Annotated in this window: 17 protein-coding genes; 2 read left to right on the plus strand and 15 right to left on the minus strand. The window is 49.1% G+C overall.

All coding sequences use genetic code 11. From position 1 onward, the window contains the following. Positions 1 to 160: 160 nt before the first annotated feature. From METBU_RS0122595 to METBU_RS0122650, 12 genes are all read right to left on the minus strand, one after another. A complete protein-coding gene (locus tag METBU_RS0122595; RefSeq protein WP_005372857.1) occupies positions 161 to 769 on the minus strand; it encodes a hypothetical protein in 609 nt (202 codons plus the stop codon). Between the two features lie 64 nt (positions 770 to 833). Then, positions 834 to 1,232, minus strand: a complete 399-nt coding sequence (locus METBU_RS0122600; protein ID WP_017842786.1) for a GFA family protein — start codon at positions 1,230 to 1,232, stop codon at positions 834 to 836. A 75-nt stretch (positions 1,233 to 1,307) separates the two neighbouring features. Then, complete coding sequence (locus METBU_RS0122605) at positions 1,308 to 1,889, minus strand: peroxiredoxin (RefSeq protein WP_017842787.1); 582 nt, start codon at positions 1,887 to 1,889, stop codon at positions 1,308 to 1,310. A 38-nt stretch (positions 1,890 to 1,927) separates the two neighbouring features. Continuing rightward, the gene (locus METBU_RS25535) at positions 1,928 to 2,398 is read right to left on the minus strand and encodes a DUF6367 family protein (RefSeq protein ID WP_017842788.1); all 471 of its coding nucleotides are present in this window, start codon (positions 2,396 to 2,398) and stop codon (positions 1,928 to 1,930) included. Between the two features lie 84 nt (positions 2,399 to 2,482). Next, positions 2,483 to 3,034, minus strand: a complete 552-nt coding sequence (locus METBU_RS0122615) for a pyridoxamine 5'-phosphate oxidase family protein (RefSeq protein ID WP_017842789.1) — start codon at positions 3,032 to 3,034, stop codon at positions 2,483 to 2,485. A gap of 53 nt (positions 3,035 to 3,087) precedes the next feature. Further along, positions 3,088 to 3,570 (minus strand): HEPN domain-containing protein, encoded by a 483-nt coding sequence (locus METBU_RS0122620; RefSeq protein ID WP_017842790.1) that lies wholly within the window; start codon positions 3,568 to 3,570, stop codon positions 3,088 to 3,090. 91 nt (positions 3,571 to 3,661) lie between these two features. After that, positions 3,662 to 4,270, minus strand: coding sequence for a class I SAM-dependent methyltransferase (locus tag METBU_RS25030; protein WP_017842791.1), 609 nt, complete (start codon positions 4,268 to 4,270; stop codon positions 3,662 to 3,664). Positions 4,271 to 4,345: 75 nt separating this feature from the next. Continuing rightward, positions 4,346 to 4,963, minus strand: coding sequence for a LysE family translocator (locus tag METBU_RS0122630; RefSeq protein WP_017842792.1), 618 nt, complete (start codon positions 4,961 to 4,963; stop codon positions 4,346 to 4,348). A gap of 43 nt (positions 4,964 to 5,006) precedes the next feature. Then, a complete protein-coding gene (locus tag METBU_RS0122635) occupies positions 5,007 to 5,723 on the minus strand; it encodes a class I SAM-dependent methyltransferase (RefSeq protein WP_017842793.1) in 717 nt (238 codons plus the stop codon). A 30-nt stretch (positions 5,724 to 5,753) separates the two neighbouring features. Next, on the minus strand, positions 5,754 to 6,233 hold the full coding sequence (locus METBU_RS0122640; RefSeq protein ID WP_017842794.1) for a GNAT family N-acetyltransferase: 480 nt from the start codon (positions 6,231 to 6,233) through the stop codon (positions 5,754 to 5,756). Positions 6,234 to 6,529: 296 nt separating this feature from the next. Then, complete coding sequence (locus METBU_RS0122645) at positions 6,530 to 6,823, minus strand: type II toxin-antitoxin system RelE/ParE family toxin (protein WP_017842795.1); 294 nt, start codon at positions 6,821 to 6,823, stop codon at positions 6,530 to 6,532. Continuing rightward, complete coding sequence (locus tag METBU_RS0122650; RefSeq protein ID WP_017842796.1) at positions 6,811 to 7,083, minus strand: CopG family ribbon-helix-helix protein; 273 nt, start codon at positions 7,081 to 7,083, stop codon at positions 6,811 to 6,813. The genes METBU_RS0122645 and METBU_RS0122650 overlap by 13 nt, the downstream gene beginning before the upstream one ends. A 196-nt stretch (positions 7,084 to 7,279) precedes the next feature. Here METBU_RS0122650 and METBU_RS0122655 point away from each other — a divergent pair, with 196 nt between their 5' ends. Continuing rightward, on the plus strand, positions 7,280 to 8,248 hold the full coding sequence (locus METBU_RS0122655; RefSeq protein ID WP_017842797.1) for a tyrosine-type recombinase/integrase: 969 nt from the start codon (positions 7,280 to 7,282) through the stop codon (positions 8,246 to 8,248). Between the two features lie 384 nt (positions 8,249 to 8,632). Here METBU_RS0122655 and METBU_RS0122665 read toward each other — a convergent pair whose 3' ends face one another. The 3 genes from METBU_RS0122665 to METBU_RS0122675 all read right to left on the minus strand — a co-directional run bounded on the left by METBU_RS0122665 (position 8,633) and on the right by METBU_RS0122675 (position 11,800). Next, positions 8,633 to 9,751 carry a methyltransferase gene (locus METBU_RS0122665; protein ID WP_017842799.1) on the minus strand — a complete coding sequence of 373 codons (1,119 nt, stop codon included), beginning with the start codon at positions 9,749 to 9,751 and terminating at the stop codon, positions 8,633 to 8,635. 13 nt (positions 9,752 to 9,764) lie between these two features. Continuing rightward, a complete protein-coding gene (locus METBU_RS0122670; protein WP_017842800.1) occupies positions 9,765 to 10,388 on the minus strand; it encodes a TetR/AcrR family transcriptional regulator in 624 nt (207 codons plus the stop codon). A gap of 608 nt (positions 10,389 to 10,996) precedes the next feature. Continuing rightward, complete coding sequence (locus tag METBU_RS0122675; RefSeq protein ID WP_017842801.1) at positions 10,997 to 11,800, minus strand: helix-turn-helix transcriptional regulator; 804 nt, start codon at positions 11,798 to 11,800, stop codon at positions 10,997 to 10,999. 151 nt (positions 11,801 to 11,951) lie between these two features. Between METBU_RS0122675 and METBU_RS0122680 the strand changes: the two genes are divergently transcribed. Beyond that, entirely contained in the window at positions 11,952 to 12,458 is a 507-nt protein-coding gene (locus METBU_RS0122680; RefSeq protein WP_017842802.1) for a hypothetical protein, read from the plus strand. The last annotated feature ends 53 nt before the right edge of the window (positions 12,459 to 12,511 follow it).

A 12,511-nucleotide genomic window follows, 5' to 3' on the forward strand; every position in this document is an offset into this window, starting at 1 on the left:
TCGAAGCTTTGCGCTCAATGTCGGCAGGGATTCAATTAGCTGCCATTCAACGTAAAGGTAAGGGGCGCGCCGCTGAAGGAAGCTATACGAAGCCATTGAACCCGATAAAAAGGAAGCCTTCAAAACCGCCAACGGACGGCGCGTCCCTTTGACCGTTGTGTTAGGCAATTACTATCTCCAAATTGTCAATCAAATCAGAAATAACAGCATTTTCCCCAGTGCGCGATTCAAAGAAAATTTGGTTCTTATCACCGACGTTAATCTGAAACTCATCTGTCAAATTGGCTGGAGTTCTTTGTTTAATGGAGAGGGATTTAAAACGTCCGATATGAAATTTTCCACCAGAACACTCGGCAAATTCATTTTTAAGACGTTCAATCCAGCCGCTAGTATCAAAGTGATATTTAACAAGAAAAACCGTGGGAAACACCTGGTGTTCTTCGATAGGAAGAGTTGTGTGGGCTTGGCATTCCTCTCCGATCCGATAACTTATTTCAGAAGCGTTCAGTCTCTTTATGGACTCTTCTAGAGAATCCGCGGCCTTAAATGCAATACCACTGAAACCTCTGAATGCCGTACCTTCAATTCCAAATCTGACTCTAAAATTTATGAATTCGATATTGATATCACCAAAATTCACACCAATGCTGGTGTACTCATCTTTTTTCATTAAAGGCCATGCAAAAGGCAAACCTAGCCGTTCCGCTACATTATTAGCAACTTTCAAAGGGTCTCCGACTTCAATCATAAGATGGTCTATTTCAAACATTCTGTATTTATCCTAATTTACCTCGGTCAACGAGTGAGGCCTTACGCGACTTGTTATCACTGCCTTAGTCATACTCAGCATTCTGAGGCAGATCATCCGTAATCTCGAACCAAGGAGCTTTACTCGCCACGAATACATGACGCCCTGGTTTTACTTCCGGGTCGGTGTCGAGTGTGCCGAGTGGAAAACCATAGACTTCAGGAGCTGCGTCGAATTTCGTGTAAAGGCTGGAGCCGCAGTTTGAGCAGAAGCCTTTGTGCTCACCAGGAGACGATTCGTAGAACTTCAGCAACTCCTGACCTTTGAGAGTACGCCAATCCGAGGATTGAACCTTCGCGCGGGTTCTGAAAGCAGAGGCATGGAGCTTTCGGCACATTGAGCAGTGACAGTTTAGAACGTCGGTCAGCGGCCCGTCGATTTCGTATTGAATGCCTCCGCAGAGACAGCTACCCGTTTGCTTCATTTGTGCAACTTTCTTGTGTGATAACGTAAAATTTAGGGGCAGGCCGCTTTTGGCCTGTCCCGCTCGAATGCCGGGTTAGGCTTGATTCTCGGATAGCCAAGCCATCACCTCAACGACATTTTTATCTGGCGGAAATACAGGATAAAAGCACTTTTTGATCACCCCATCTTTAAGAATGAGCGTCAGCCTTTTGATCAATTTTGAGCCGCCAACTTCAAGCAGGGGCAGCTTCAAAGCAGATGAAAAAGAATGATTAGCGTCGCTCAAAAGCAGATAAGGCAACTCCAAGCGACTAGAGGCTTCTTTTTGTTCCTCCGTTGATTGACTGCTTATGCCGTAAACGCCAATGCCATTGCGTTTGAGTTCAGTGTGATTGTCACGATATGAGCAGGCTTGAGGCGTACATCCTGCAGCACCTGGAATTTTAACCCAGCCTTCTGGGATGGAAACTCCGGGGCGACCTGTCATTGGATAACAGAAAATTACATTCCAACCAGACAAGCCGGATAGATTGATTTCTTGATCATCGGTTGACCACAGGGAAACATTCGGTACCAGCATGTTTTCCAAATGCTCGCATGCGCCATCATCCAAAGGAACTGGCAAATCTAGAGGAATCGAAAAAATTACATCAGGTGGAGGCTGAATATTTTGCATCGTGATTATCTAAAAAGCCGTCGCTGTGCCTGCGATTGTTATACGATTGAGACTTTTACAAGCGCTGATTCGTCAACAATAGAAACAACACTCTCTTCAAATACGCAGGGATGGTCGTCTGCGCTGAACGACTCTAATGTGATCGTAGCATCAAGCTTTAATGCCTTCCTGGCTATATCGCGTACTGTGTTCGTCACAGATTTTTCATCAAAGGAGCCTCTGTCATGCCTAGAGCCATCAGCATTCCATGACACCTGTTTAGATTTACTGCTCGTATGCTTCTTCCTCGCGATATGAACATGTCTTTGTTGAGGAATATTAGGGTCTTCTGGGTCGATTCTCATCATGTAGTCTTTATAGCTTGAAGGTTTCCAGTAACTCTCTAATGCTAGGCAATCACTCTGAAGTAGTGATTCTGGAACCTTAACAAATATATGCTTTATCTGATCATCGTCTGCGCCCTCATCTGGCTCATCGAAATAGCCTTTAAGGATGTCTTTTATTCTCATATGTCACCCACACTTAGTTTCATATAACGCCAAGCTCAGCCGAGGAAGGCCGCGATGCGGCCTGACGTCGGCTGGAGCAATGTGTTAGCCATTTTTAGCGACGATGTGGGTAGGGATGCCGTCAATGCTCATTTGGTTCTTCTCCTCCCAGTATTGCTTCAAACCGTCATCACCTTTCTTTGTTGCCCAATCAGAGAGCAATTCTCGATCACCGGCATACGAAAAATAGGGGACAGCCATCCCACAAGAAGTTTGCACGAGGTCAATTCTAACGTCGAAAACTTGTCGAGCGCCAGGCAATGCGACAAATCGACCAAAAAGATCATCCCACTCGGGGTCAGTCCTGTGCACAACCTTTGCCGTTCCATAAAGCCGCAAGATCAGAGGCGGACCATCAAAGGCACAGAACATGATGGTCATTCGTGGGTTCTGCTGCACATGAGCGGACGATTCATTACCGCTACCGGTTACATTTAGCCAAGCAATACGCGAATTGCTTAGCACCCTAAACGAGTCCATACCTTTTGGTGAGATATTCACGTGACTATCTGCGGTTGCTGTCCCGACAAAGAAAATATTTTGTCCTTTGATGAACTGGATATGTTTATCGGATAATTCCTTAAATTGTTGACCCATTGGGCACTCCGTGTTGTTGGGCATCAAATGTCTGCTTGATCGAAAATTCAGCGTCATCTGACGGCACCCCCGATCAGCGCGAGAAGAGACCTCAACTCATCGACCATCTGTCTAGGCGCCGGCAGACTCATGCCGTTCAATCTCATCGGGTATCGGAAGTAATAGGGCTTATCGTGCGCCGAATTCAACAGCGTGCACCACTGAGGCGGTTGCGCTGGTATCGCCAGCCCACCTGCCACTGCTTCCGCCCACAATGCTTCGAGGTTGTGACGGATAGAGGGTGACCGCAATCTCTTTTCCGTCGCCCCTGAACTGGCAAGAAATGCCTTTAACGCACATTCGAGCGTTTGCGCAGAAAGAAAGGCGCAGGAGAGGAGTTTTGGCGAAGTGGATATTGCCAATGCCTCGGCTCCTTCAAATAGTCCACGCGCTGCAATCAGATAGCTTTGAGCCTCCGTAGGAGGAACCATCGTAAGCGGCGGAAGCGATACCGTCGGCAGGGTGGCTTGCATGGAAGCGTGGATGATCTTTGTCATGCCCAACGCCATGCTCTGGGGCAAACCGAAGCGCAGCGTAGGTTTGTCCCTAGCAGCACTTTGTTAGCCGATGATTTGCTGGCGTACACAATTACACCGCCTCTAAAATCAACCATGTCCAGGTAACCCCGGCAGCTTGGTTACTTTTTTGTACTGATTCAGCTTCACTATGGGATATAACATTGAAATCAAATTTTTGAGCTAAACCAATCATACCCCCTACCTCTACTGGATAGCATTTTCGATTGGGCGCTCCCGGTCCATTTCGTAACGAGATAGCAACTCTACCTTTACGCTTAACGATTGTACGCAAGTTTCCAAGTGCGATTTTTCTGTCATCGTCTTTTATATGCTGCCAGACTGATGCGATCAAAACAAAATCGAAGACTTTCCCAACATTTAGTAATTTTTTTAGTGCAGGTAGATAATCCTTCATCCATTCAATTCCCGAAACGGCGTGAATAGATTTTCCAGCCAACCTAAATTCATCAACTGGTTCTACTGCAAGAACATTATGCCCTAACGAAGCAAGCCACTCTGCATCTCTTCCAGTTCCAGCCCCTATATCAACAATATCGGCTGGAACTTCTGGAAGGAAGGCTGAGATATGAGATAACAACACAGCTGAATCGATAGCCTCAAAGGCCTGAATCAAATAGTCACTATCCGATACATATCCATTTATTACGCTTTGATCCATGCTAATTTCACGATACCCCTGAGCGCCTTGTTGAACGACAACTCATAGCTTTGCACCCAGGCAACGAAGTGCTCTTCATGCTTTTGCAATCAGAACCAAACCGCATCCGATCATCAGTGCCCCTCCAAATTTGCATGGCACCTCGGAGGCAACTCGCCCACGAAGACTATCAACGAGTTTCGAGGCAAATATCACATACCCCAGCTTAACACCACCAACGGTCACGGTTGTGATTGCCATAATAACTAATATGTCCCATAGATCTATCCCTCCAATATCAACCAACGTCGGAAAAAGGCTGGCGTAGAACAAAATGGCTTTGACATCTCCAAGGGTTAGAAATAGCCCTGCCAAGAAATCCGCCGCAAACGAAGACGCCCGACTTGTAGTGCGCTGAACTGTTGGCGGAGACTTTGACTTCAGCAGACTGAAGCCAAGCCAAATCAAGTAAGCGCTCCCGCAATACTTTACTACAGAGAAAAAAACACCAAGCCATTCGGCTAGAAGGCTCATGCCAATTAATGCGATTGCCACGAAAACCAAATCGCCCGCGACAATGCCAAGCGCAGAAAACACGCCACTTACCCGGCCAGCGCTTACGGATCTGGCGACCACCAGTGCAACACTAGTACTAGGCATTGCAGCCAGGGGCAGCATCACCAGGAACAGCGTTACTGCTTCAATTATGCTCATCGATGTGTCTGCCCCCCCGAACAGGTTCTCGTCGCCCAACGTTTCATTCAGCCGACACGTCCGCGCCCAACTGCAATGAGTTGTTGGCCGTTACCTCTGCAATGAATATAACGGAGGCGGGCTTATGGGTCTTTGGGTGGACGGGCTCACTGACCTCAAGTAACCGAAATCCGCTGCTCTGGAACAGTGTCACCCAACTGCTTAATGTCCTGAAATACCATGGAGCCGGATCCGTGAAATCAGGGCCAAATCCGTCCCATGAGCCTTCCCGCCAACCATCCTGATACGGGGAATTGCCACACGAAACCAACGGATGGAGTGTTTGTACGATAAAGGCTCCGTTCGGTGCCAAGATAGACGGCACCGCCTTAAACAGTGTCTCTACCGATTCCTTACCAAGAAGAGAGAAATTACAGACGACAACGTCGGATAAACCATCAAGCGCACCCCTGGCAATTTCATCGTAGGAAGCCACATAGAAACTGCCACCTCCGGCGTTCTGCGCACGTTCGATGAGACCGGGAACGACATCTACTCCGGACACATGCGCCACCTTGTCAGCCAACTCGCGGACAAGCCATCCCTCGCCGCATCCAACATCAAGAACAGATTGGGGGGGCCGTTTGAGAATAGCCTCAACAATCGCGTCATTGGTTACCAACCGACGGCTCTCAATTTTCCCTTTACGGACGGCCTCGCTCCACTGGCAGGCATTCTTAGACCATGAATCAAATATCTGTTCATCACTGAACGGGTACATACCGCTCTGTCCTTCTATTGTCCAACGCTGCTAATCAGCCGCGCGGCTTTTTGCGTCGGCTGCATTAGCCTTGTTGGGCAATCTTGCCATTCGAAGGGTCGCCTCCTCGCGTTCTGTAACGATGAAGCCTAGCCGCTCATACAAGCGCCTTGCGGGGTTGTCCGAAAATGTCGTAAGCCGAATGGCCTCTTCGCAATGTCGATTCAACAGTTGCTCAAGAATCTCAGTGCCGATACCCCTGCCGTGCAGGAAGGGCGACAATTGGATATTTTCAATGTATACGCCGCAATCATCGCGCTTCACGCTCAGATAGCCAACTCGTCGCCCGTGCATGACCACCATGGAGATATGGTCAGGATTGAAACTCTTGCGAAATTCGCCCGAAGCCCATCCGCCCCAATGGCGACAGAATAGATCAAACATGTTCCGCTTAGTGAGCCTGTAGCAGTACTGATAGTCTGCATCGCAGGCGGGACGGATCGAATATTTCATTCGTGCACCATCGGTCATCCAGCAGCCAACAGGTTATTGTCCCGATCTGGCTAACATACGGAGTTTCCTGCTTTATTGTCAAGAATGCTGCTTCAACGCTAAATATTTTATATAGTATAACCTATATTTCATTCATGATAAACCGATCGGGATAATTCTAAAGCCTCGTTCTGAATAACCGCAATTACCAACTCAAGCGAAAGTCAAACATCTAAATTAAGAGACAGGTTTAGGGAAGTGCAAAATCATAGCCGACAGGATGTGCTCTGGGTCGAAACCGGTAGCTTCTGTTCACATGCTCTCGTTAGTCCTCATTAGTAGCCCGCTTCTTTCTGGTGTCGAAAGGCAAGTACATAAAGAGTATTATCATCCGGTTCATAGCGATAGAGTGCAACAAAACCGGAATCGCCGAATGGAATGAGTAATTCACGTAATTCTGGAAGATCTTCCCACGGCCTGCCGATTTCGGGTTCTGTTTCTAGGCGCTCAAATCGCTGTGCAATTGCCCGCGCGGCTCTTGCCGCGGCCAAAGGATTTTTTTCGGCTAAAAAGAGGCGACAGCGTTCCAAACCTTGAGCCGCCCCTTCGGTAATAATTATTCGTGGCACTCAGGGCTCTCTTGCTCATGCTCTGTACCCCAGGTGCTCAGCCAATGACGCGCTTCTTGGCCCGTTAGATGTTTGCCCGTTTCTTGGTAAGCCTGCCAAGCTGACAAGGCTTCTTGTTTGAAACTTTCTCGGGCTTCTTCGCGTTCAACATAGTCGCGAATGGCTTCGCGCATAATCCAATGCGATGATCGATTCCTCAGATCAGCCAGGTGCTGAACTCGATTCTTCAAGTCCGCATCGAGTTTAACAGATGTTGCCATAGCGATCGCCTCGTTAGTAAAAGGTAGTACTTTTAAATACTCTAGCATAAGGAGATAGCATTTTTCCAATGAAATGTCAGTGAAGCTTTAGCTTTGGCTCTGCCCGCTTTAGGTCCTATAATGTATTTTATAGGACGTAAAATAACACCCTAAAACACAGCCTCAATTTCGCCCCTATCTATAAGGAATAACCGCGATGACCGACTTGCTGCTGAAAAATCCCGAACGCGCACTGACCGCGAAACAGTTTCAGCAATTATCCGACGTGCCGCCGGAACTCGAATGGTTCGCCAACCTCAGTTCGGAAAAAACCCGCAAGGCCTACCAAAACGACATTCACGATTTCGCACAATTTGTCGGCATCAGCCAACCGGCTGAGTTTCGTATCGTCACCCGGTCCCATGTCATTGCCTGGCGAAAAACCATTGAAGAGAAAAAATTCTCCGACGCCACCATCCGCCGCAAGCTCTCTGCTCTGTCTTCCTTATTTGAGTATTTATGTGAGAAAAACGCCGTGACCCATAATCCGGTCAAAGGCGTCAAGCGACCGGCCGCGAATAACAATGAAGGCAAAACCCCGGCCTTAAGTAACGACCAGGCTCGACTGCTATTGGAAGCCCCGCCGGAAGATACGGTAAAAGGACAACGAGACCGGGCGATTTTAGCCGCTCTGCTCTATCATGGCCTGCGCCGGCAGGAACTGTGCAATCTGAGTGTCAAAGATTATCAGCGCCGTAGCGGCGTGATGATGTTTCATGTCCACGGCAAACGCAAAAAGGAACGGTTTGTACCGGTAGAACCGAAAACCCAGCGCTTGATTGCCGAATATCTGGAGCTGGCTGGCCACGGCGAACAACTGGATAGCGCCCTCTTCCGCCCTGTGAAAAATAACGCGAACGGCATCCTTGACAAACCGCTCAATCCGCGTTCGGTCTATCGCGATGTGGTGATGTTTTATGCCAAGAAAGTCGGCATCACGCTCGACACCCATGGCTTTTGTGTGCATTCATTGCGGGCGACCGCCGCCACCAATGCATTGGATCACAAGGCCGACATCGCCAAGGTCCAGGAATGGCTAGGTCATGCCAATGTGTCGACCACCCGGCTCTACGATAAGCGAAATAGTCGGCCAGAAGAGAGTCCGAGTTTTAGGGTCGAGTATTAAGTTACCTACCAGCCAAACTGCTTGGCGAAAAAAAAGCATAGTGCGGCGAAGCGAAATTCATCTTTTTTGGGGAAAGTGGAGTACCTTATTTGCATCTTCAAATTCAAAGGCACCATTTTTTGTTTTGACCAGAGGCCAGTGAGGTTTTCGTCCCTCAAACATGTCCTGGATTTCCTCCATTTTAAAGGTATTCTTAAGTGTGGCGGCCCGATAACATAAAACACAGGAACCGATAACATCCGTTTTTTGGGACCACATTAGCTGAGAATATCGGAGCACTCTGGCCCACATTAAATGAGAATTAGCCCAGATTAATTGAGAACAGCCCGATAACATCCGCCAGGAACCAAATTAATTGAGAACGACTAAAGTAACCAGTGCGTCTTAACTCTTCGACATTAATAGCAGCATCTTCCCGATTGATTGAAGACCTATCTCTTCCTCAAGCATCAATCCAGATTGCTCGAAAAGTGCCTGCCATTCAGTAAGCGTTCTTTCCCTGCCTCGGGTAGCCATGAACATCTGTATGTCGAAAGCAGCGATGGAAAAATCGGTCTTCAACTCCGGCATAACCAATTCCATCAGCACAATGCGGGCACCAGTGCCCGTACTGGCGATGGCCAAATTACGCAGTACTTTGATGCAATCCTCGTCATGCATACCATGCAGGATGGCGCTCAATAAGTAGATGTCTTTGTCGTCTTTGGCTGCGGGAACCGATTCAAGCATATTCCCAGCTTGGTAGGTTAATCGGGAAAGCAGGTCTGGCGATTCTTTGCCGGTCCAGTTTGTTGCTGCTGCTTGTATCACCTGATTCCGGTCGAACACTAAAGCAGTGAGATGTGAATAACGCTTTAATATGGCCAAGGATTTACTTCCCTTCGAGCCGCCCACATCAATGATGCGATCAAATCGTCCCCAATCGAAGTCGGTGGCAAAACTGTCACCCGTCAATGCCTCAACACAGTCCATGGCAGAGGCAAACAGCGCATCGAATTCGGCATGCTCATCCATGTAGGAATAAAGCTCCCGTCCATGAGAAAGTTTGAATGGGACTTCCCCGCTGCGCACTCCCTGTTCAAACTGCTCATACCAAGGCCGGCTCATCTCAACCGAGTTATGCATCAAGATCATTGCTCGGACGTTCTTCGGGTTGTCTTCTCGCAAATATGCAGAAAGCGCATTGTTTTTGAAGACCTGAGGAAACACTTCTTCAAATATCCCCAAAGCCGCCAGCATGCGCAGCAAACGGTAGATGGCGTCCGGTTGTGCAGAGGCGCGTGATGCGATGACTTCGACCGTAAGAGATTCATCCCCCAGAATAGATGCAATATCCAGGCGTACGGCAATATGAAGCACTTGCGACTGCCAAAATGCCGAGCCTATCTGGATAAGCCTAAATGGTGCCGGCGTGACCTTGTTGGGAATGTTTTGCAGCCAAGCGGCAAACTTCATCAGTTTTGCAAAGCGACGAACCGCGCCGGAATTTTTTTGTAACGACATCGCAAGTCTCCTGCTATTCAGTTTTTGTTGGCGCCAGGCCAGTAGCGAACAGGTGGCCATTGAATGCAGCCAGTTTTTCTAGGAATGCTGTGTCCATGGTTCGCCCCATCTGTTCCTCAAAAATATCTTTCAGCAGGATGGGCATCATTGCCAAACTGACGAATGCCATACGCACGATGTCAGGGTCCAATGAAGAACTTACTAGGCCGGCGGACTTCAAATCTTCGACCTTCCTGGCACCACGTGTGCGGCCGCGCTCCAATAGTTGTTGGATAAAACGCCGCCCAGGCCCTTGGTTAAGTGCTAGAATTTTTATGATCAGTTTCGGAAATTCAGGGCGTTTGGACATCGTGTCATAGTACAGATGGAGGAAGTCCTTAAACCCAATGACGGAATCCAACATCTGTCCATCCAGCACCTTAAGCAGCGGGTTCATGGTGTCGCAGATCATCTCCTCGTATAACCCCTCCTTGTTACCAAAGTAGTAACGGATCATCGAGATATTGGCGTCGGCCTTTTCTGCGATCTGACGGGTTGTGACTTTATGGTATTCGTCGGATAGAAAACTGTCGAGAGCTGCTTTGATCAACCGTTCGCGCACGGGATCGAGAGCAATCTCCTCAGGGGGGCTAATCATTACTTTCTCCAATATCGGATTTAAAAAGATAGATTAGCAGTCTGCAAGTCGGTCCTGCTAGAAGTTTCGTCAATCAAATCAGGTGGTTTGATTGACCTTAAAATTCACTGTTCAGGAATGCGAATTAATTCTGAATCGGTCCAAGCACACAAATTTCAGCTTGTTCCGGTCACGTCATTTTTTAGTTTGCAGTTAGTTCGACAAAACGATCATTTTGTCGAACACCTGCAGCAAAGCCATTTTGTCATTTTCAGAAGACGACTGCACCATTTCATTGGCCTAGAGCCGCCTTGTGCACAGGACTATTGAGCACACATAAATCAGTAGTCATCTGCACCGTTCTTGTTTATGCTTAAAACTCCTCTGCACAAGAATGAGATTTGGGCATGGATCTCGATACCCCCTCCCTTTGTTGAACGTGGTTTACTGACGCTGCCTGATGCTGCCTGGGAACTGGCCAATCGGCGAGCTCATTTCATTGCGCCGCTTTTGCGCATCCAAAGAGTAGATGAGCCATATAGTCATTTGTTCCATTCTGCGCTTTGCGCCGTCCACGCAGGCTGAATTTATTGCTCTGATCTTTTCTGACTGAGCGCCAGCCTACCACGCTATAGCTGCAACCTTGCCAGTCTGCGCAAACCTATCGTCGGTGACGTGCCAAAAATCTTGCGGTATTCATGGCTGAAGTGAGCGGAATCGGTAAAGCCGGTAGCATGCGCCGCGGTCGTAAAGTTGTGCCCGCGTATGATCTCGCGTATCGCTTGGCGCATGCGGTTCCACCCTCGGTAACGCCGAAACGGCACGCCGATTTGCTGGCTAAACAAGTGCTGAAAGCGCGACGGCGATAAACCCACCTGAGCCGCCAGAGCGGCCACGGAAGTCAGGTCGTCGCCGTGTTCGAACAAATAACCGACGATATGGGTCAGGCGTGGATCGATAACCTCGGCTTGGGCTCGCCGCTTGGAATAGCCCAGCAAATCCTGTAACGCGTCCGTTGTCCAGTCTGACTTGTAGCGGTCTTCGTACAAATTGCGCATGCAGTTTATTTCACCGCCGTTACCGACCAATGCGCCGTTAAGCGTCCGGCTGTTGTTGATCAGCGGCTTAAATACATCGGCACCGCCGACAACCGATTCGATATATAACACGGCAATCGGCTCGCCGCCGACATCCAATTCATGCAAAACGCCAGCCGGTATGATCGCAGTGCGGCACAACGACCAGTCGCCGCCGTGCAGACGTAACTGAAACTTGCCGTACAAGCCCGCCAAAAACACCGGCGCACCGTGTTGGTGGCTGGCGTTGTAGTACAACGGCCCGGTAAAAAGGGTGCAATTGTCGCGGATGTCCCACAGCGCGTCCAATTCGCCATTTTCCGCAGCACGTTCGTACAAGCACGGTGGTTGCCTCATCGCTTATACTCCTTTTTTCACAAGCTGTTCAGGTTTGAGGCAGTCTAGCCGAAAACCGCTCGGGCTGGCAATGCCAAGCCACGCTCGGCCGCTGGCTATGGCAAACCATTACATCAACGGGCATACGGCCCACCACTTGCAGAGGAAACCAATGAAGCAACAACCGACTATTTCCACGCCTAATCTGATTCTTCTCGGGTTCGCCGGGCTGTGTTTGGCCATCGCCCTGGCTATCGCCTGGGTGCTGGGCGTGACTTTGTTTTTTCCAGACGGCATGTTGGCCGGTCATTTGGCGGAGCGCGACGACGTCATCCGTGCGCATGTCGATTATCTGATGATGGCACAGTTTCTGTTCATCTTTTTCCTGCTGTTCCGGCAATATGCTATCGAGCCGCCGCTATGGCTGGTAGTGGCCTGCTGCTTCGGTGCGTTCTTCAATCCGCTAGCCTTCTTGATCAGGGGCCTCACTCCTAAAGCCGTTGAGGTAATGCCGGTCGAACCGCATTTTCCGCTACAGGCCTTGCTGAGTTTTTCACTGACAACGGTTGGGTTTCTGGGCGCAGTGCTGCTGGTGATCCGCGCCGTATGGCAATTACGTAGACAGCCGAATAACAGCAGTCAGAAAACCTCTAACCCGCCCATGCAGGGTTTCCGTTAAAGCTCCAACCCCTATATGGACTCCTTCCAGCGTTTTAATCGCCACCACGCGCT

Origin of the sequence: Methylotuvimicrobium buryatense 5G (assembly GCF_000341735.1) — a bacterium.
Taxonomy (GTDB): domain Bacteria; phylum Pseudomonadota; class Gammaproteobacteria; order Methylococcales; family Methylomonadaceae; genus Methylotuvimicrobium; species Methylotuvimicrobium buryatense.

Excerpts from the sequence above, each read along its gene's own strand:
- METBU_RS0122595 (WP_005372857.1), bottom strand. The coding sequence starts at position 769 with ATGTTTGAAATAGACCATCTTATGATTGAAGTCGGAGACCCTTTGAAA.
- METBU_RS0122600 (WP_017842786.1), bottom strand. The coding sequence starts at position 1,232 with ATGAAGCAAACGGGTAGCTGTCTCTGCGGAGGCATTCAATACGAAATC.
- METBU_RS0122605 (WP_017842787.1), bottom strand. The coding sequence starts at position 1,889 with ATGCAAAATATTCAGCCTCCACCTGATGTAATTTTTTCGATTCCTCTA.
- METBU_RS25535 (WP_017842788.1), bottom strand. The coding sequence starts at position 2,398 with ATGAGAATAAAAGACATCCTTAAAGGCTATTTCGATGAGCCAGATGAG.
- METBU_RS0122615 (WP_017842789.1), bottom strand. The coding sequence starts at position 3,034 with ATGGGTCAACAATTTAAGGAATTATCCGATAAACATATCCAGTTCATC.
- METBU_RS0122620 (WP_017842790.1), bottom strand. The coding sequence starts at position 3,570 with ATGACAAAGATCATCCACGCTTCCATGCAAGCCACCCTGCCGACGGTA.
- METBU_RS25030 (WP_017842791.1), bottom strand. The coding sequence starts at position 4,270 with ATGGATCAAAGCGTAATAAATGGATATGTATCGGATAGTGACTATTTG.
- METBU_RS0122630 (WP_017842792.1), bottom strand. The coding sequence starts at position 4,963 with ATGAGCATAATTGAAGCAGTAACGCTGTTCCTGGTGATGCTGCCCCTG.
- METBU_RS0122635 (WP_017842793.1), bottom strand. The coding sequence starts at position 5,723 with ATGTACCCGTTCAGTGATGAACAGATATTTGATTCATGGTCTAAGAAT.
- METBU_RS0122640 (WP_017842794.1), bottom strand. The coding sequence starts at position 6,233 with ATGACCGATGGTGCACGAATGAAATATTCGATCCGTCCCGCCTGCGAT.
- METBU_RS0122650 (WP_017842796.1), bottom strand. The coding sequence starts at position 7,083 with ATGGCAACATCTGTTAAACTCGATGCGGACTTGAAGAATCGAGTTCAG.
- METBU_RS0122655 (WP_017842797.1), top strand. The coding sequence starts at position 7,280 with ATGACCGACTTGCTGCTGAAAAATCCCGAACGCGCACTGACCGCGAAA.
- METBU_RS0122665 (WP_017842799.1), bottom strand. The coding sequence starts at position 9,751 with ATGTCGTTACAAAAAAATTCCGGCGCGGTTCGTCGCTTTGCAAAACTG.
- METBU_RS0122670 (WP_017842800.1), bottom strand. The coding sequence starts at position 10,388 with ATGATTAGCCCCCCTGAGGAGATTGCTCTCGATCCCGTGCGCGAACGG.
- METBU_RS0122675 (WP_017842801.1), bottom strand. The coding sequence starts at position 11,800 with ATGAGGCAACCACCGTGCTTGTACGAACGTGCTGCGGAAAATGGCGAA.
- METBU_RS0122680 (WP_017842802.1), top strand. The coding sequence starts at position 11,952 with ATGAAGCAACAACCGACTATTTCCACGCCTAATCTGATTCTTCTCGGG.